We start from the raw sequence: 18128 nt of genomic DNA, 5'->3' as shown, positions 1-18128 counted from the left end.
CATGAGCGACTCTGATAAAAAAGAGCCAAATTCATCCAAAAATCCACTGCACAAAAAATACGATACGGAACATGAGATAGGCGAAAATAACGTTGAAGTTCTTGGTATGGACTTACATAACCCTGTATTTTTTACCTCCAGTTTTTTCGTTGTCTTTTTTGTCATTCTGACACTTATATTTCCAGAGCGATCCAACGAGTATTATCAAATAGCAAAAAACTGGTCAATAACTCACTTTGATTGGTTGTTTATGTTTAGCGGTAATGCGTTTGTCCTATTTTGTTTCTTCTTATTGTTATCACCCTACGGAAAAATTCGAATCGGAGGTAAAAAAGCCACTCCAGACTTTTCCTTGCTGTCCTGGTTTTCAATGCTATTTGCAGCAGGAATGGGCATTGGCTTGATGTTTTGGAGCGTTGCTGAACCCGTTGGCTATTTTACCAGTGCTGGAGCGAATACCCCTTTCAATACCCCGCCAATGACTGAGGAAGCCAAACATATGGCCATGAGTGCCACCATGTTTCACTGGGGGCTGCATCCTTGGGGTATTTATGCGGTGGTTGCCCTTTCGCTTGCCTTTTTTAGCTATAACTGTAACTTGCCGCTAACCATTCGTTCGAGTTTTTATCCCTTGTTTGGTGAGCGCGTCTGGGGAACAACGGGTAATGTCATTGATACTGTTGCGGTGCTTGCAACCATCTTCGGTTTAGCTACGTCGTTAGGGTTTGGTGCACAGCAAGCTGCTGGTGGTTTGCATCATTTATTCGACGTCATTCCCAACAATATCTCGACACAGCTTGCCATTATCTTCGGTGTTACTGTCGTTGCAATCTTTTCCGTGGTTCGCGGCTTGGATGGTGGCGTGAAGGTGCTGAGCAACATCAATATGTCGATTGCCGCCCTGCTGATGATTTTCGTTATTATTGTCGGTTCTACCATGATGATTCTACAAGGTGTTGGTGAAACCCTTATTTCCTATGCGAAGAATATTATTCCTCTGAGTAACTGGGTTGGACGTGAGGATCAGAGTTTTTATAAAGGCTGGACAATATTTTATTGGGCATGGTGGATTTCATGGTCACCTTTTGTTGGCATGTTCATAGCACGCGTATCGAAAGGTCGTACGGTTAGACAATTTATTGCAGCGGTATTAGTCATTCCAACCCTGCTCAGCGCAGTCTGGATGACAACCTTTGGTAGAATGGGAATCGATCAGGTGCAAAACGAAGTGGGCAAATTGTCAGATGGAATCAGTGACTATTCTTTAGCATTATTCCAAATGCTTGAAAATCTGCCATTTGGTCAAGTTGCTGCGTTTGTCGCGATTATACTGGTTCTGGTATTCTTTATTACCTCCTCCGACTCCGGCTCGTTAGTCATTGACAGCATTACTGCTGGCGGCAAAGTTAATGCTCCAGTAACACAGCGTATTTACTGGGCTGTGTTGGAAGGTATTGTTGCTGGTGTATTATTGTTTGGTGGCGGCAAAGCAGCTTTAGATGCATTACAAGCTGCAGCAATTACTGTTGGCCTCCCCTTTACTATTGTTCTGCTATTGATGTGCGTGAGTTTATTTATGGGACTAAGAGCAGCCTATAATTTGAACTATAAAGGACAATGACCTGACTGAAGGTTATTGGTAGGGGCAGACCAGTGTGTCTGCCCTTTTTTATGCATCAATGTTTAGGACGAACACTTTGGTCCGCCCTCTACCGCATTAAAAAGTACCACCTAAAATAGTGATGATTTTTTCACTCAACATGCAGCTCGCCTTTATACATTTGCATCTGGCAATGGAACTGATAATTACCTTTTTTAAGTTTCTTCAGTTTGATGGTTTTAGTCTTACTGATAGGTAAACTTTCACTGATATCCAGCTCTGGGAAGATGACCATTTCAGTGCAAGGTGTTTCATCTATGCGTTTAAACTCGAGGGTGATGTCGGTGTTGGCTGGCACGCTGATTCGTGACGGTTGGTAGATGCCGTCTTCGACGGTAATTTTGATGAGGTCCTGATCTTTTGCCTGCACGTCTTTGGGTTTATAGATCCAGAACCAGTAAATGATCAGGGCAATAACTGCTAAGCCAATAATGTTTATCATGAGTAAGTTCATAGTGTGTCCTTTGGCTTAATGGTCTTTGGGTTTAAAGAAGCGTAAACGGTTGGCGTTGGTGACAACCGTTACTGAAGAGAACGCCATGGCTGCGCCAGCAATGACCGGGCTGAGCAAGATGCCGAAGAATGGATACAGAAGCCCCGCTGCAATTGGAATCCCTGCTACGTTATAGATGAAGGCACCAAACAGATTTTGCTTGATGTTGCGCAGAGTGACTTTACTGGTGGCGACTGCATCAGCCAGACCATGCAACGATCCGCGCATTAAGGTGATATCAGCGCTTTCGATGGCCACATCGGTTCCTGTGCCAATGGCAAACCCGACGTCTGCCTGAGCAAGTGCGGGAGCATCATTAATACCGTCACCGGTCATGCCTACCAATTCGCCCTCTTCTTGCAGTTCTTTCACTTTATTGACTTTTTCTTCCGGCAAAACTTCGGCAAAGAAATCATCAATGCCAACTTTGCTGGCCACTGCTTTAGCGGTTGCCTTATTGTCGCCGGTTAACATAATCACACGAATATGAGCTTTTTTAAGTCGCTTAATGGCTTCTATGGAATCTTCTTTTATGGGATCGGCCACTGCAATGATAGCAGCTAGTTTTTTATCGATAGCGAAGTACATAGGCGTTTTTGCTTCGCTGGCTAACTCTTGTGCTTTTTCAACGGCATGATCGATCTCTATGCCTTGATCACGCATCAACTTTTCATTACCAAAATACAGATGCTTGCCGTCGACATTGGCCTCTACACCGTGACCGGCAATAGAGTTGAAGTCTGAGCTTTTGCTTAGCTCAATATCTTTTTCTTTTGCAGATTCGACAATCGCCTGAGCAAGCGGATGTTCAGAACCTGTTTCAAGGCTTGCTGCCAGCTTCAAGTTCTCATCGTCTGATAAATCATTGAATGACACTATGTCAGTTACTTTGGGCGAGCCTTCGGTAATGGTGCCGGTTTTATCAAGTACCATTGCGGTTATTTTGGAAGAGGTCTGTAGCGATTCTCCGTTGCGTATCAGAACACCGGCTTCAGCGGCCTTACCGACACCAACCATCACAGACATGGGCGTTGCCAGTCCTAAGGCACACGGGCAGGCGATAATGAGAACAGTGGTTGCCGATACGACGGCAAAAGCCAGAGCATCTTGGGCGCCAAGGTTGAGCCAGACCAATGCCGTGATAACCGCAATAATCATGACTGCAGGCACAAAGTAGGCAGCAATAACATCGGCCAGGCGGCCAATCGGTGGCTTGGAGTTTTGCGCCTGTTTGACCATCTTGATGATCTGCGCGAGCGCAGTGTCTTTTCCGACACGCGTCGCTTTAAAAATTATTGAGCCACTTTTATTGATCGTACCGGCAGAGATCTCATCGCCCTCGCCTTTTTCAACGGGCATCGGTTCGCCTGTTAGCATCGATTCATCAATAGTGGACTTACCTTCGTCAACCACACCATCAACCGGGATTTTTTCACCAGGACGAACGCGTACTAAATCATCTTTCTGTACATCTTCAATGGGAATATCTTTTTCATCACCATCTCGAATGACTCGGGCAGTTTTAGCCTGTAACCCAATGAGCCTCTTAATGGCCTCTGAGGTTCTGCCACGTGCTCTGACTTCCAGCGCCAGCCCTAAATTAATCAGACCGATAATCATGGCAGTTGCTTCGAAATAAACATGGCGCGCCATTTCGGGTATTGCATCAGGGAAGAACACAACAACCATCGAATAGACCCACGCAGTCCCCGTACCTAATGCAATCAGGGTGTCCATATTGGCTGAGTGGTTTTTAAAGGATTTCCAGGCGCCGGTGAAGAAATGCTTGCCGGAAAAATACATGATGGCAAGAGTAATAAGGCCCACTATTGACCAGACGATTCGCTCGTTGGTTGTGTTTACGGTCATGGCTCCTCCAAGCAAGCCATAAGCCATTAGGGGTGCACCGACTAATAACGCAATCCACATCTTAATCATCAAGCGTTTGTAGTAGGCTTGATTAGCTTGCTCTTTCTCTTCCAGAGCATCACTTTCAGATTCGTTTTCAATAACCGAAGCTTTATAGCCTGCATTCTCGACAGCTTTAACCATTGAGTTATTGGAGGCACTCCCTTTAACAGTGACTGTACGATCAGCAAAATTCATTTCAGCGCTTTCTACGCCGGATAGATTGTTCAGCGCACCTTCAATTTTGCCGACACAGCTGGCGCAGCCTGCGCCTTCAATGGTGAGCTCTATGGTTTTTAATTTGGAAGGATGATCACTCATGTGGCTTAACCTTAAGCATAATTGGCAATTCTTTTACTGAATCAATTGTAGTTAGTTTAGCACCAATGATTAGAAGAAATAACCATAAGCTGCTGGTGATTTCCTGACCTCGAGCTTTGGAGGATGTATAGCGTGAGTGTGAGTTAGCATTGATATATAACCCATCAGTTACGAGTCTGTATGGGGACACGTGTTTACCCATTACCATTCGAGACAGTACAGCTTTTATTTCTTGCTTAGGAGTCATAATTTATCCTCGTACGTGTTTTGACATGGCAATAGTATAAAGACAGTACCATAGTACGGAGTCAAGCCCCATGTTTCCAATTGGCAAATTTGCAAAAGCGGGCGACGTTGGAGTTGAAACCATCAGGTATTATCAACGTAAAGGTCTGCTTAGGATTCCCAAACAAGAAGGCGGAATTCGTCGTTATAGTTTATAGGATGGGTTCCGCATAAATGCTAACCCATCCTATAGGTCATTTTACCAGTTAGATAATCTGTAGGGACGATCTATCCTCGCCCGATTAAATACTTCCCCCCTCCCTTAACGATTATCACAACGGCTCTTTTATTTGACACATATGATTTTTCATATATATTGCCAGCCATATATATTCATCCTAAGGCGAGAATATGCAACCGACTGATTTCTTCAAATGCCTGGCCGACGAAACGCGCTTACGTTGCCTGTTGCTAATCCAACAAGAAAACGAATTATGTGTGTGTGAATTAATGGAGGCGCTAGACGAAAGCCAGCCTAAGATTTCTCGCCATCTGGCACAGTTACGCCAATGTGGCTTGTTACTGGATCGACGTGATAGCAAGTGGGTTTATTATCGATTAAACCCTGATTTACCAGTTTGGACATACTCCATATTGACAGAGACGGCTCAAAGTAATGAAGCTTTTATTGTACAGAACCTGAAGCGTCTGCAAGCAATGACCAATCGTCCTGAACCTTCAATTTGCTGTTAATAATCATAATGTTATTAATTTTTTTTAAAGTTGTTTCTATAGGGTTGAACGCATGAAATTACTCTTTGTCTGTACTCACAACGCCTGCCGTAGCGTACTTGGGGAAGTCATTGCGCGCACTTTGGGTGAAGGTCGACTTGAAACTGCCAGTGCTGGAAGCGCACCTCGCGGTGTTGTCCACCCTCTTACCTTGAAATACCTCGCCAAGCATGGCTACAGCAACGAATGGCTAACCAGCCAAAGTTGGGATGAGCTGAGTGAGTTTGAGCCGGATGCGGTGATTACTGTGTGCGATAGCGCCGCTGGCGAAGCCTGTCCTGTGTGGATGGGTAAAACTATAAAAGTACATTGGGGTCTGCCAGATCCGTCAAAGGGTCATAGCTCCGAAGAGGACGAAACCAAAGCATTTGCGCATGTGATTAGCGTTTTCGAAAAACGCATTCGTGCGCTTCTGGAGAAAGATTTTGAACAGATGGACGCTGATCAACTTAAAACTGAACTGCAACAACTTGGGGAGTTATTTTAATGGGTGTTTTTGAAAGATTTTTATCGCTGTGGGTAGCGCTGTGTATTGTCGTAGGCGTGACCTTGGGAAATGTATTACCGGATGTGTTTAGTTACATTGCAAAACTGGAATACGCCCACGTCAATATCTTGGTGGCAGTACTCATCTGGTTGATGATTTTCCCGATGATGGTGCAAGTTGATTTTAAGTCGATTAAAGATGTCGGCAAAAAGCCTAAGGGGCTTATTTTAACTCTGGTTATCAATTGGTTGATTAAACCATTCACCATGGCTGCGCTCGGCGTCCTTTTCTTCAAATTCTTTTTCGCTGATCTGGTTGATCCGCAAACCGCTAATGAATATATCGCGGGCATGATTCTACTCGGCGTCGCCCCCTGTACCGCAATGGTTTTCGTGTGGAGCCACTTAACCAAAGGCGATGCCAACTATACCCTGGTTCAGGTATCCATTAATGACGTCATCATGGTCTTTGCCTTCGCGCCACTTGCCGCTTTCTTATTAGGCGTAACGGATATTACAGTGCCATGGGAAACCTTATTATTGTCGGTAGTTCTGTATGTACTATTACCACTTATCGCTGGTGCCATTACACGTAACGCATTAGATAAAAAAGACGACCATCACAGACTTAATATGTTTCTGATTAAGTCGAAGCCATGGTCGATATTAGGTTTATTGCTAACCATTATTTTATTGTTCGCATTTCAAGCCGAAAAAATACTCGATAAGCCGCTTGATATTGGCCTGATCGCCATTCCACTACTGATACAAACCTATGGCATATTTATTATCGCCTATGCCGCTGCCAAGTTTATGAAGTTGCCGCATAATGTTGCTGCACCGGCCTGTATGATTGGTACCTCCAATTTCTTTGAGCTAGCTGTTGCTGTCGCCATTTCATTGTTTGGACTTCACTCAGGCGCTGCTTTGGCCACTGTAGTTGGCGTTCTGGTTGAAGTACCAGTAATGCTGTCGTTGGTGGCATTTGCAAATAGGACAAAGCATTGGTTTAAGACTTAGATTTATTTGTGGGGACAACTGATGAGTTGTCCCTGACTCCTTCATACATATGTCCATTCTTGCCGTAAACCATTCTAATTGCTCCCCCCTTCAAATAAAGTCTGTTAAGAGAAGATCCTGAATCAAGTTCAGGATGACATGAGATTTGTTGTGGTGCCAATAAGGGCTTTACCGTTAAGCTAAGTGTGTACCTAGCAAAGTTAATGATATTTACCTAAAACAGGAACTCCTTACCAGAGGATTGTCATCCTGAACTTGATTCAGGATCTGCTCTTAGCTCTTTCAAAACAATAGGGTTCACAACCACCTACTAACCTAGATTTCCTTTGTAAAGACAAGTCATGGGCTGCACTCACCAAATACCTGACTTTCCTCCTCATTCCTTGACAAAAATCAAGCAGTTAAACTCTCGATATGATATACCTAGTATGTGCTTTACACTCTTAAACATATGGACAAAGGAGTTTGCGTCATGAATGAAGAAGAATTGAAAGCAGAAGCGAAAAAGCTTTATGAGCGCATTAAAACTCAACGTGACGAGTTGAAGGTTCAAGCGTATCTGGCTAAGGCTGAACTTAGGGATAAGTGGCAGGAAACTGAACACGATTGGGAGCGTTTTGAAGCTAAGGCAAAGACCATTGGTAAAGGTGCTCAGAAGGCTTCTGAGGATATTGGCAAAGGTTTTACTTTGATGGGAAATCAGCTACAAGAGGCTTACAAGGACTTAAAACAAGCATTCAAATCCAGTGACCTGACAGGCTAACCCCTGCTAGTGATTGATCTGGAAAACCCAGGATGAACCTTAAGGTTATTACCTACAACATCCATCGTGCTATTGGCGTTGATCGCAGGTTTCGTCCTGAGCGTATTGTTGAAATCCTGGAAAGCTATGATGCTGATATTATTGCTTTGCAGGAAGTCGATGATGGCGTGCCCCGCTCTCGTGAATTGAATTTAGCTAAAGAGCTGGCTGAAGCACTCGACTTCCCATATTACGTTCTCGGTAAAAACGTTAGCCTCAAAAAAGGTCACTATGGCAATGCCACTTTGAGTCGCTTTCCCATTGTTCGAGAACGTAACATTGATCTAACGATTGACAATAAAAAACGTCGCGGCTGTCAGCATACCACGATAGATATTCCATCCAGTTCCACCAAGACGGTTCATCTTGAAGTCTTTAATTTACATTTAGGTTTGTCCGCCAAAGAGCGCGACAAACAAATTCAGAAGCTATTGAACTCGGCCGAATTTAAAAATTTAGATGAGGACAGTAATAAACTGATCATTGGTGACTTTAATGATTGGCGGTCATTATTACGCAAGCCAATGACCGATGGTGCCGGTTTTCTCTGTGCAACCGATCGGCGTTATAAAAATAAAATGTCAGCTTTAAAAACCTATCCATCATTTTCTCCACGTGGCGGATTAGATCGCGTTTTTTATCAGGGTAACCTAAAGCTCAAAAATGTTTTTTTATGTCGAAAAAAGCTATCCAAAGTGGCCAGCGATCACAAACCGGTCATAACAGAGTTTAAGTTATAAATATTGAGTACAGATTGATATGGATAAAACGGAATCAATATTACCCATTGCTTTACGATTAGGGATTAATTCACGACACGAGCCATTGATTTTCCTGCGCTCCGATTCGCCTGTTGCACGTTCGGAAGGTTTTGAAACCATGTCGCGTGTGCAGGTAGAAGTTAATAATAAAAAGGTCATTGCTACGCTATTAATTGTCTATAGTGATTTGATTCAATCCGGTTATGCAGGTCTTTCAGAGACAGCTTGGAAACGCTTAAAAATTACTGAAGGGCAACGTATCAAGCTCTCCCATGCACCGCAGGTCGATTCTCTCGCATATATTCGCGCTAAAGCTTTCGGCCATGAACTGAATAAGCATCAGTTGCACGAAATTGTCCGCGATATCGTCGATGGTCATTATATGGATGTTCATCTGGCAGCTTTTATTACCGCTTGCGCCAACAACAATATGACCCATGAAGAGGTCTTATATTTAACTCAAGGGATGGTTGCAGCTGGCGAGACCTTATCCTGGCCTGGCGATAAAATTGTTGATAAGCATTGTGTTGGTGGACTGCCCGGTAATCGAACCTCCCCTATTATAGTTTCTATTCTGGCTGCAAAGGGATTAACTATTCCCAAAACCTCATCACGCGCAATCACTTCTCCTGCAGGCACGGCAGATGTCATGGAAACCATGACCAAAGTTGATTTAACTTTTGAACAGTTAAAACAAGTAGTGGAGCAACATCATGGCTGCCTTGCCTGGGGCGGTTCAGTTAGTTTAAGTCCCGCTGATGATATTTTAATCAGTGTTGAAAAGGCATTGGATATCGATTTTGAAGGTCAACTTATCGCTTCAATCCTGTCGAAGAAGATTGCTGCGGGCTCTAAATACGTATTAATAGATATTCCTGTCGGCCCAACCGCAAAACTGCGCAGTAAAGAGAAAGCCCAGGAACTTGCCGAACAGTTAAAAGCTATTGGCGATGAAATGGGTTTAAAAGTAAAAGTGGTTCTAACCGATGGTTCGCAACCTGTAGGTTATGGTATAGGTCCTGCGCTTGAGGCTTGGGACGTTATTGGTGTATTAAAAAATGAAAACTCCGCCCCGCAAGACCTAAAAGAACGCTCCGTTCTTCTTGCCGGAGAGTTACTGGAACATGCTGGAATTGTTAAGGCTGGTGAAGGGATACCAGAAGCACTTCGTGTTATAGAGTCAGGAGAAGCCTGGGATAAGTTCATGCAAATCTGCGAAGCGCAAGGCGGTTTTAAAGAACCTCCCGTTGGATGCTGCAAGATGAATGTGAATGCAGATAAAACAGGCTATATTCGACGAATTAACAACCGACTATTAAGTCGTCTGGCAAAGCTTGCTGGCGCGCCCGCAGATCATGCTTCAGGTGTCTATATGGAAGCCAAAGTTGGTGATTTTATTACAGAGGGTTCTACCTTGCTAACAATTCATTCGGAGGCTCCCGGTGAGCTTGAATACGCATTAGATTTTTACAACACTCATAAAGAGATGATCATTATCGAGGAAGGATTATGAGCACCCTATTGTTTGATTTGTCGGAAAACTTGAATTTATCAGCGCCTGTGTGTGACAAAATCGGTGCCACCATGGGGAAATTATCGATGCACTGCTTTCCTGATGGCGAAGTCAATGTTCAGTTGCTAACTCCATGCAAGGAACAAACGGTGGTCGTGTTGGCAGATTTGTCCCACCCCAATTCTAAAATCCTTCCTCTGTTGTTTGTGCTACGTATGATTAAGGAACAATCGCCAAAGAAGATTGTACTCATTGCCCCATATCTTCCTTACATGCGTCAAGATGCCGTGTTCCATGAGGGAGAATCGATTCTAGCCAAACACTTTGCTGAGATCCTCTCTGAGAATCTGGACGCACTGATTACTGTCGATCCACACCTGCATCGTTTCTTTAGTCTGGATCAGGTTTATCCTATACGCACTTATCTGGCTCATACTTCCAGTCCCATCGCGCAGTGGATCAAAAGCCAAGTAAAAGAACCTGTCATTGTTGGTCCTGATAGCGAAAGCCGCCAATGGGTTGAAGCGATTGCCAGTGAAATCCATGTACCGTTTCTGGTCGCCAATAAAGTTCGTCGTGGTGATAAGGATGTAGAAATTACGGTTAAAGGCTTGGAAGAATACAAAGACAAAACCGTAGTGCTGGTTGATGACATTATTTCCACTGGACACACAATTTTAGAAATTACCAGACATCTGGAGGAAGCAGGAATCAGAACCATTATCTGTGTCGCAACTCATGCAATATTTAATGAAAATGCTTACGGAAAGTTGGCTCATTCACACATCAGCCAGATAGTCAGTTGCAACACGATTCCGCATGTCAGTAATGCAATCGACGTCTCCGATAGTATTGCCGAAAGCTTTAAACTGGTGAAGTAATCGTATAGGGCTTTGCAAAGATGAATCTAGATTGGCTGAACTTCTTAGCTGGCGTTGGCATCTTCCTGTGGGGAATGTCGCTGATTGAATCTAGTCTTGCAAAGTTAGCCTCTGGGAGACTTAACCACTACCTTTCCTCCTGGACCAAAACTCCAATCACGGCAGTTATCACTGGAGCTGCCTGTACTACGGTTGTACAAAGCAGTTCTCTGATAACCTTGATCGTCTTGGCCTTAGCCAGCTCAAAATTGTTGAACCTAAAACAAGCCGTCGGCGTCATCTTTGGTGCAAACCTTGGTACTACCGCAACCGGCTGGCTGGTTACCTTTCTGGGTTTCAAATTTAGCCTGGGCGAGTTTGCCATTTACTTTATTGGCATCGCTGCGCTTGGTCGCGTTTTCTTCGCTAAAAACTCTAATCAGGTCGCTTTATATTCGTTGTTCATCAGTATGGGCTTGATTTTATTCAGTTTGGATATCATCAAATCTGGAACTCTGGGCCTAAGCGAGAACTTTGACCTGAGTGACTTAAAAAGTCAGTCGCCTCTGATATTTGTGGCCATGGGTATGATATTAGCGGCTCTGTTGCAGTCTAGCTCTGCTGTGATGATGATGAATTTAAGTGCTGCACACGCAGGACTGATAAGCGTTGAGAATGCTTTTGCCATTGTTGTAGGTGCTGATATTGGTACTACTAGTACAGCAGTTCTAGGAAGTATTAAAGGAGCTAAAATCAAGAAGCAGCTTGCCTTGGCTCATGTGTGTTTTAATTTAACCAATGCATTTGTTGCAGTCTTGCTGATATTGCCCCTGATTAAAACAATATTTGATTACCTTAGTATCAGTGACCCTCTGATCAGTATCGTTGCTTTCCATAGCATCATTAATCTAATGGGTATTCTGATATATCTTACAGTCTTCACTTACTTTGTTAACTTTTTGTCACAGCGCTTTAAAGATACTTTAAGCCCTATTGAAAGCCGACTGTCTCTTATTCCACTAAACATGCCACCGGTTGCAATCGAGCGATTTCGTTCGGAGGCGGTTTCATTTATCAATCAAGTGGGTCAATTCAATCAGAAATGCTTGTCCACGGACTTGATAAACTCAGAGCATTATTTTGAGCTAAAAAAGATGGAAGGGTTATTTATTAAGCTTTCTCGACAATTGTCAGAGCGACCGTTAACACAGGAACAAACACAAGTTTTATATAATCTTCTGGCAGCCACCAGGCATGGTATCTATTCTGCAAAACTGCTGAAAGATTTATTGGTTGATTTAGAGCAGCCTGATTTAGAAGAGTCTTACCATGACAAGTCAACCTTCCCTATTTTCAGTCAGGCCAAAGCATTTTATGAAGATTCAAGAAACCTCTTCGATCACCGAGTTGAACTCAGCTTTGAAGATTTCACCAAAAACTGGTACGAGCAACTGTTTCATGAGTTTAAAACCAGTGAGGCAAATTTATTGACCTCACAAATCAGTCAAAATATTTCAGTGGATATCATCTCCACTTTGTTAAATCTAAATAAATCCCTCTACAAGTCCTGCAAATATTATATGCAGGCGTTAGAATCAATTGATAAAACCTTTAAGGACACTAACCATGAAAATTAAAGTGCATGGTGCAGCAGAAGAAGTTACTGGTTCCTGCATCCAGATTACCACTGAACACAGTAATATCATCGTTGATTGCGGCCTTATTCAGGGCGCTCCCAAGAAAGAAGAGCGCAACCGGGCCCCCTTCCCTTTTTCGCTGCGCGATCTTGATGCAGTGATTTTAACTCATGCCCATATTGATCACAGCGGTCGCTTGCCGGTTCTAGTCAGTCAGGGTTATCAGGGACCGATTCATACACACCAGGCAAATGCAGACCTGCTCGATATCCTGCTTATGGACAGCGCATTTTTGCAAGAAAAGGAAGCGGAATGGGCAAATAAAAAACGGGATAGAAAAGGTTTGAAGCTAGTTGATGCACTCTATACACAGGACGATGTGCCACCGGTTTTGTCACTATTAAACTTACATCCCTATAATCAGCCAGTTGAGATCACAGAAGACATTACCATGGTCTTGCACAATGCAGGACACATCCTGGGCTCCGCTCACATCGAATTGCTGGTTAAAGAAAACAGTCATACCAAGCGGATTATTCTCAGCGGTGATATTGGTAACCCAGGTTCGCCGATCCAGCAGGACTCTGACCTTCATGGTAAAGCTGATCTGGTCATCATGGAATCCACTTACGGTAATCGTAATCATAAAACATGGGATGAATCGATTATTGAACTTAAGGATGCGTTAGAACAAGCGCGCCACGATGGCGGTAATGTACTTATCCCCTCATTTGCGGTGGGACGTACTCAAATCCTGCTTTACTACTTCGCCAAATATTACAAAGAATGGCACTTGGACAACTGGGATATTTATTTAGACTCACCTATGGCGATCAAAGTGACCAACACTTACGGCAAGCACTGGCAGCTGTATAAAAAAGAAAGCCAGGATTTGTGGTCAGGTGATACCCTCCATCAGAAACTACCTAACTTGAAGTTTACTCCTGATACCGAACAATCGATTGAACTTAACAGTGTTCATAAAGGCGCTATTATTATTGCCGGAAGTGGCATGATGAATGGTGGACGCATTAAGCAGCATTTGAAGCATAATATCTGGCGTCCTCAATGCTCGTTGATTGTTGCAGGATTCCAGCCAGAGGGCACATTAGGTAACCGGATTGTTGAAGGTGCGCCTTATATTAAACTCTGGGGCGAGACAGTGAAAGTTGCCGCGAATGTCTACACCATCGGCGGATTCTCGGCCCATGCGGGACAAAAAGACTTGCTGCGCTGGTATCAGAAGTTCGAAAACTCTCCAAGGTTAGTGCTAATCCATGGCGCTAAGACCACGATGGAAGAGTTTCATAAATTTATGACTCAGAATATTGATAGCGAAGTCGATATCGCCAAACAAGGTGAAGTGATACGAGTTTAGTTTCTTGGGGCTGAGATTAATCGCGTCTGTTAGTATGGCTTTTTTGATAGCAACCAGCTGGCGCGTGCAATTTCATTGTCTATGTAATTCTGTAAATGCTCATTACGATTCTCGATAAACAGTTCGAGTTCTCGTTTAATTTCCGGCTGCTTAACTTTCAGTTCATTAACTCTGGCAGCTAACCTTTGGGTATCTCGACGATAAATATCAATCAAGATTTTCTGTTCCCAAATGATTTTTCGGGTTGAGTGAAGATTTGACTCTGCGATCACATCGTCCATGTTTTTAGTGAGTTCTGCACCGCTGCCGATATTGAAGGAATGACTTTTATAGTCGCTTTCGACCAGTACAAAACCGTCATCATTAATATGCTTTGACAGTATGTTAAGGCTTTCAACCCTATCACCCAAAACATCTGTGCAGGCAGGGAAAACAATAACATCAAATTGTTCAGTGTTTTGTTTTAAAAAGTCAGCCATATTCTGACGAACAAACTGTGCCTGGCTTTTGACCCGCTGGCTCGCAGCATCGATTCTAGCTTGCTGAATGAAATCTTCGACGACATCGACACCAATGCCGTGCCAGTTATATTGTTTACAAAGATTGATTAAGGTAACGCCTTTGCCACAGCATAAATCCAGAACTCTTTTACCAAGTTCTGTTTTTTGCAGCTCATCAATCAGCTCCATCATGTAGCCAGTGTTGCTGCCCAACTCTGAAAAGTCTTGATATAAATATGGTAGGAAATCAATCAGTCTATGACTGCTTAATTCTAATGATTGTTTTACGGATTCAACTTCTTGAAAATTCATAGCTGACTCCTTATTTGAAAATTAGGTACGAACGCAAAAAAGCCCGTACCTTCTTTGTACTATACTTTCAACAAGTTAGCTAGTGTAGTTCACCCACTTTTGACTATTTAATACACAAATACTTGATGTCTAAGTAGTCGCTGATACCGTATTTGGAGCCTTCTCGACCCATTCCTGACTCTTTTACGCCACCAAATGGCGCCATGTGATTAGAAATTATTCCTTCATTGAAGCCTATCATTCCAGACTCAACTTGCTCACTCAGACGCTTAATGCGATGTCTATCATCGGTGTAAACATAGGCCGCCAAACCGGCTTTAGTGGCGTTAGCCTGCTCCACTACAGAGGCTTCATTGCTAAAAGCAATCAACGACAAAACAGGACCAAAAATCTCTTCACAAGCGATGTCCATCTCAAAGTTTACATTTGTCATAATCGTTGGCTCAAAGATCTGATTATGCTTATCAGAAACCCCGCCACCGACGATGACTTTTGCGCCGTCATCTCGAGCAGACTTAACCAGGCGTTTCACTTTATCTATGCCAGCTTGATTAATTAATGGTGTAATCGAAACATTATGCTCAAGTCCAGAACCAGTTTTAAGCGCCTCCACTTTTTTAACCAGCTTATCGACCACTGTTTGATAGATGTTCTCGTGAATAAAAATACGGTTTGCACAAACGCACGTCTGTCCAGAGTTGCGAAACTTACTGGCCATAATCCCATCAACTGCCGACTCTATATCGGCATCGTCAAACACAATAAAGGGTGCATTACCGCCAAGTTCCATAGTCACGCGCTGAACATTTTGCGCGGCCTGGCTCATGAGAATTTTTCCGACTTTGGTTGAGCCGGTAAAAGAAATTTTGCGCACCTTGAAACTGGAAGTTAGGGCTTCACCAATAACACTGGCCTCACTGGTTGGCACCAGATTGATAACACCATCAGGTATTCCAGCTTGTTGTGACAGTTCGGCCATAGCCAGCGCTGATAAAGGTGTTTCCGCGGCTGGTTTGATCACCACGGTGCAACCCGCAGCTAAAGCTGGTGCAACTTTCCTGGAAATCATTGCTTGGGGGAAATTCCAGGGAGTAATGATACCAACAACACCAACAGGCTGCTTTATTGCATGGATCTGCTTATCGCCATCGGGAGAAGGAATGATGTCGCCATCGACTCGTAAAGCTTCTTCGGCAAACCACTTAATGTAGTTAGCGCCGTATTGAATCTCACCCTTGGCTTCTTGCAGTGGCTTGCCCTGCTCTGTGGTCAGTATTTCGGCAAGATCATCGAGGTTATCAAGAATCAGTTGATACCAGGCCAGGAGTTTATCAGAGCGCTCTTGAGCAGTAGTTTTGCTCCAAGATTTGAATGCTTGGTGTGCAGCATCAATAGCGTCTTGGGCTTCTTTTTCACCGCAGTCGGATACCTCGACAATTAGCTCTTGAGCAAAAGGATCATCAACCCGAAAACGTTTATCGGTTTTAATCCATTGGCCATTGATAAAAGCTCTCGATTTCAATAATGATTCGTTCATAACACTCCCAAAAAAATGGCTCCATAAGGAACCATATTAACGAAGCTTTATGATTAATCAAAGGGTTACTGCATAACAGCGTGAAGAATTCGAGGTTTAAACTCTATTGAACCTTGTTACATCCGCTCAAGTGTTTCAATACCTAAGAGATTTAAGCCCATCTCAAGTTGAGCCAAGCAAATCTGGCTTAAACGTAATAAGCTGGCCTGACGCGCTTTGTCTGGTTCATTCATAATGTGCTGCTTCTGATAGAAAGAACTGAACTGCTGCGCCAAATTGTACAAATGCTCACACAAATAATGAGGCGCACGCTTATCAACCGTTTTATCAAGCGCAACAGGGAAATCGAGCAAACCAAAGGTTAAGTCGTATTCGTTTTCAGTGGTCGGCAATAATTCACCCGGTTTAGCGCCAGCATCTTCTGCTTTGCGCAAAATAGACTTAATACGGGCAACCTGCATCAATAAGTAAGGGCCTGTTTTACCTTCGAATTCACTGAACTTTTCCAAGTCAAAAATATAATCTTTAATCCGGTAGTTTCTTAAGTCTGCAAACTTAAGTGTCGAAATAGCCACTTTATGCGCGATTTCTTCTTTTTCATCGTCATTAAATTCTGTGCCGAAGTTGCTAGCGGCTAATTTTTTACGTGCTTCTTCTTTAGCCATTTGAATCAGGTCATGCAGCTTCATCACGCCGCCAGAGCGAGTCTTAAAAGGCTTGCCGTCTTTACCGTTCACAGTACCAAAATAAGTATGCTCATAAGCCGTGTTGGTGTTCATACCCATTAAATCGGCAGCAGCGAATACCTGCTTAAAATGCTGTTGTTGACGACCATCGACCACATACAACACCAAGTTGGCATGATCTTCATAAATACGCTCATACAGGGTTGCCAGGTCGGTTGTGCCATACATGACTGCGCCATCAGACTTACGCAAGATCAGTGGTGGCATGACAGCTTCATCATTTTCGTCTTTAAACGGAACGATTAAAGCACCCTGGTCACGAACGGCTAAACTTTTCTCTTCAAGTTCTTGTATCACTTTGCCAATAAATGGATCAGCATCACTTTCACCTTTCCACAAATCAAAACTGACACCTAACTCGCCATAGTCTCGCTTTAGCGTTGCGACCGAGACATTAACGAAGTGTTTCCACAAGGCGCGATAACCCGGGCGACCGTTCTGTAATTCAAGCGTAGCCTGACGTGCTTTTTCAGCGGCAGTGTCGTCGGATTTACACAAACCAGATTCTTGCGGGTAGATTTCTTCTAAATCTTGAATGGTAACTGGAGAGTCTTCGGGATATGGGCCAGTGAATTCGGCATCAAAATAAACCAGTTCAGGTTGACGCTTTTTCAACCCTTCAATCAGCATGCCCATTTGTGTGCCCCAATCGCCCAGGTGGGCGTCGGAAACAACCTGGTAGCCTTTAAAACGAAAAATACGCTGTAATGAATCGCCAATAATCGCTGTACGCAAATGGCCAACGTGCATTGATTTTGCAACGTTTGGACCACCAAAATCGATCATCACTTTGCAGTCAGACTTGTCTTCATAACTGCCGAAAGTTTTGTCTGAACCGTAAGTTTCAAGCGTTTTAGCCAAAGACTCTGCATTGACGAATACGTTGATAAAACCCGGACGAACAACATCCAACTTTTCAATCAGGGAGTTCTCTGCCAAGGCCGCGACGACTTTCTCAGCAGTCACAAAAGGATTGCCTGCACCTAACTTTGCAGCAGCCATGGCGCCGTTACATTGATAATGGCCCAAGTCAGGGCGATTCGAGCGTTGCACATCGCCAAGGTTTCGTGGCAATTCAAGGCTCTCAAATGCATCGGCAAAGAGTTGGCTCAGTTGGTGTTCGATAGATACAAGCATATTGATTTACGATCGTTGAAAAAATTGGCGCTATTATACC

At 43.6% G+C, this 18128-nt stretch carries 15 protein-coding genes and 1 pseudogene; 11 read left to right on the top strand and 5 right to left on the bottom strand.

The features are described from left to right. The first annotated feature begins 1 nt into the window (after position 1). Positions 2 to 1621 carry a BCCT family transporter gene (locus tag ACN0VI_RS07990; RefSeq protein ID WP_417446372.1) on the top strand — a complete coding sequence of 540 codons (1620 nt, stop codon included), beginning with the start codon at positions 2 to 4 and terminating at the stop codon, positions 1619 to 1621. Between the two features lie 130 nt (positions 1622 to 1751). Here ACN0VI_RS07990 and ACN0VI_RS07985 read toward each other — a convergent pair whose 3' ends face one another. After that, entirely contained in the window at positions 1752 to 2114 is a 363-nt protein-coding gene (locus ACN0VI_RS07985; RefSeq protein WP_417446371.1) for a cupredoxin domain-containing protein, read from the bottom strand. Positions 2115 to 2129: 15 nt separating this feature from the next. After that, positions 2130 to 4382 (bottom strand): heavy metal translocating P-type ATPase, encoded by a 2253-nt coding sequence (locus ACN0VI_RS07980; RefSeq protein WP_417446370.1) that lies wholly within the window; start codon positions 4380 to 4382, stop codon positions 2130 to 2132. 317 nt (positions 4383 to 4699) lie between these two features. Between ACN0VI_RS07980 and ACN0VI_RS07975 the strand changes: the two are divergent. The 10 genes and pseudogenes from ACN0VI_RS07975 to ACN0VI_RS07930 form a co-directional block, all read left to right on the top strand. Next, positions 4700 to 4816, top strand: a pseudogene (locus ACN0VI_RS07975) (MerR family DNA-binding transcriptional regulator); the annotation flags it as partial. 202 nt (positions 4817 to 5018) lie between these two features. Next, the gene (locus tag ACN0VI_RS07970) at positions 5019 to 5360 is read left to right on the top strand and encodes a metalloregulator ArsR/SmtB family transcription factor (RefSeq protein ID WP_417446369.1); all 342 of its coding nucleotides are present in this window, start codon (positions 5019 to 5021) and stop codon (positions 5358 to 5360) included. A gap of 52 nt (positions 5361 to 5412) precedes the next feature. Beyond that, a complete protein-coding gene (locus ACN0VI_RS07965; protein ID WP_417446368.1) occupies positions 5413 to 5886 on the top strand; it encodes an arsenate reductase ArsC in 474 nt (157 codons plus the stop codon). Continuing rightward, a complete protein-coding gene (arsB, locus tag ACN0VI_RS07960) occupies positions 5886 to 6905 on the top strand; it encodes an ACR3 family arsenite efflux transporter (protein WP_417446367.1) in 1020 nt (339 codons plus the stop codon). Before ACN0VI_RS07965 ends, arsB begins: the two co-directional genes overlap by 1 nt. Positions 6906 to 7377: 472 nt before the next feature. Then, complete coding sequence (locus ACN0VI_RS07955; RefSeq protein WP_331892824.1) at positions 7378 to 7668, top strand: hypothetical protein; 291 nt, start codon at positions 7378 to 7380, stop codon at positions 7666 to 7668. Positions 7669 to 7700: 32 nt separating this feature from the next. Further along, a complete protein-coding gene (locus ACN0VI_RS07950; protein ID WP_417446366.1) occupies positions 7701 to 8447 on the top strand; it encodes an endonuclease/exonuclease/phosphatase family protein in 747 nt (248 codons plus the stop codon). A 19-nt stretch (positions 8448 to 8466) separates the two neighbouring features. Then, positions 8467 to 9981 carry a thymidine phosphorylase family protein gene (locus ACN0VI_RS07945; protein ID WP_417446365.1) on the top strand — a complete coding sequence of 505 codons (1515 nt, stop codon included), beginning with the start codon at positions 8467 to 8469 and terminating at the stop codon, positions 9979 to 9981. Continuing rightward, complete coding sequence (locus ACN0VI_RS07940) at positions 9978 to 10862, top strand: ribose-phosphate diphosphokinase (protein ID WP_417446364.1); 885 nt, start codon at positions 9978 to 9980, stop codon at positions 10860 to 10862. Before ACN0VI_RS07945 ends, ACN0VI_RS07940 begins: the two co-directional genes overlap by 4 nt. A 20-nt stretch (positions 10863 to 10882) precedes the next feature. Next, positions 10883 to 12478 (top strand): Na/Pi cotransporter family protein, encoded by a 1596-nt coding sequence (locus ACN0VI_RS07935; RefSeq protein WP_417446363.1) that lies wholly within the window; start codon positions 10883 to 10885, stop codon positions 12476 to 12478. Continuing rightward, positions 12468 to 13856 (top strand): MBL fold metallo-hydrolase, encoded by a 1389-nt coding sequence (locus ACN0VI_RS07930; protein ID WP_331892830.1) that lies wholly within the window; start codon positions 12468 to 12470, stop codon positions 13854 to 13856. The genes ACN0VI_RS07935 and ACN0VI_RS07930 overlap by 11 nt, the downstream gene beginning before the upstream one ends. A gap of 29 nt (positions 13857 to 13885) precedes the next feature. On the opposite strand, the gene ACN0VI_RS07925 is transcribed toward ACN0VI_RS07930, so the two are convergent. The 3 genes from ACN0VI_RS07925 to argS form a co-directional block, all read right to left on the bottom strand. Further along, positions 13886 to 14668, bottom strand: a complete 783-nt coding sequence (locus tag ACN0VI_RS07925) for a class I SAM-dependent methyltransferase (protein WP_331892831.1) — start codon at positions 14666 to 14668, stop codon at positions 13886 to 13888. A gap of 103 nt (positions 14669 to 14771) precedes the next feature. After that, the gene (locus tag ACN0VI_RS07920; protein WP_417446362.1) at positions 14772 to 16205 is read right to left on the bottom strand and encodes an NAD-dependent succinate-semialdehyde dehydrogenase; all 1434 of its coding nucleotides are present in this window, start codon (positions 16203 to 16205) and stop codon (positions 14772 to 14774) included. Between the two features lie 116 nt (positions 16206 to 16321). Further along, a complete protein-coding gene (gene argS, locus ACN0VI_RS07915; protein ID WP_417446361.1) occupies positions 16322 to 18088 on the bottom strand; it encodes an arginine--tRNA ligase in 1767 nt (588 codons plus the stop codon). Between the last annotated feature and the right edge of the window lie 40 nt (positions 18089 to 18128).

It is taken from the genome of Kangiella sp., from assembly GCF_048265365.1.
Taxonomy (GTDB): Bacteria; Pseudomonadota; Gammaproteobacteria; order Enterobacterales; family Kangiellaceae; genus Kangiella.
The sequence above is the reverse complement of the archived record's forward strand: the minus strand, read 5'-3'. Positions and strand labels throughout refer to the sequence as shown.

Coding starts and splice junctions, on each gene's coding strand:
- ACN0VI_RS07955 (WP_331892824.1), top strand. CDS start 7,378: ATGAATGAAGAAGAATTGAAAGCAGAAGCGAAAAAGCTTTATGAGCGC.
- ACN0VI_RS07990 (WP_417446372.1), top strand. CDS start 2: ATGAGCGACTCTGATAAAAAAGAGCCAAATTCATCCAAAAATCCACTG.
- ACN0VI_RS07965 (WP_417446368.1), top strand. CDS start 5,413: ATGAAATTACTCTTTGTCTGTACTCACAACGCCTGCCGTAGCGTACTT.
- ACN0VI_RS07925 (WP_331892831.1), bottom strand. CDS start 14,668: ATGAATTTTCAAGAAGTTGAATCCGTAAAACAATCATTAGAATTAAGC.
- ACN0VI_RS07920 (WP_417446362.1), bottom strand. CDS start 16,205: ATGAACGAATCATTATTGAAATCGAGAGCTTTTATCAATGGCCAATGG.
- argS (WP_417446361.1), bottom strand. CDS start 18,088: ATGCTTGTATCTATCGAACACCAACTGAGCCAACTCTTTGCCGATGCA.
- ACN0VI_RS07985 (WP_417446371.1), bottom strand. CDS start 2,114: ATGAACTTACTCATGATAAACATTATTGGCTTAGCAGTTATTGCCCTG.
- ACN0VI_RS07980 (WP_417446370.1), bottom strand. CDS start 4,382: ATGAGTGATCATCCTTCCAAATTAAAAACCATAGAGCTCACCATTGAA.
- ACN0VI_RS07970 (WP_417446369.1), top strand. CDS start 5,019: ATGCAACCGACTGATTTCTTCAAATGCCTGGCCGACGAAACGCGCTTA.
- ACN0VI_RS07945 (WP_417446365.1), top strand. CDS start 8,467: ATGGATAAAACGGAATCAATATTACCCATTGCTTTACGATTAGGGATT.
- ACN0VI_RS07935 (WP_417446363.1), top strand. CDS start 10,883: ATGAATCTAGATTGGCTGAACTTCTTAGCTGGCGTTGGCATCTTCCTG.
- ACN0VI_RS07950 (WP_417446366.1), top strand. CDS start 7,701: ATGAACCTTAAGGTTATTACCTACAACATCCATCGTGCTATTGGCGTT.
- ACN0VI_RS07940 (WP_417446364.1), top strand. CDS start 9,978: ATGAGCACCCTATTGTTTGATTTGTCGGAAAACTTGAATTTATCAGCG.
- ACN0VI_RS07930 (WP_331892830.1), top strand. CDS start 12,468: ATGAAAATTAAAGTGCATGGTGCAGCAGAAGAAGTTACTGGTTCCTGC.
- arsB (WP_417446367.1), top strand. CDS start 5,886: ATGGGTGTTTTTGAAAGATTTTTATCGCTGTGGGTAGCGCTGTGTATT.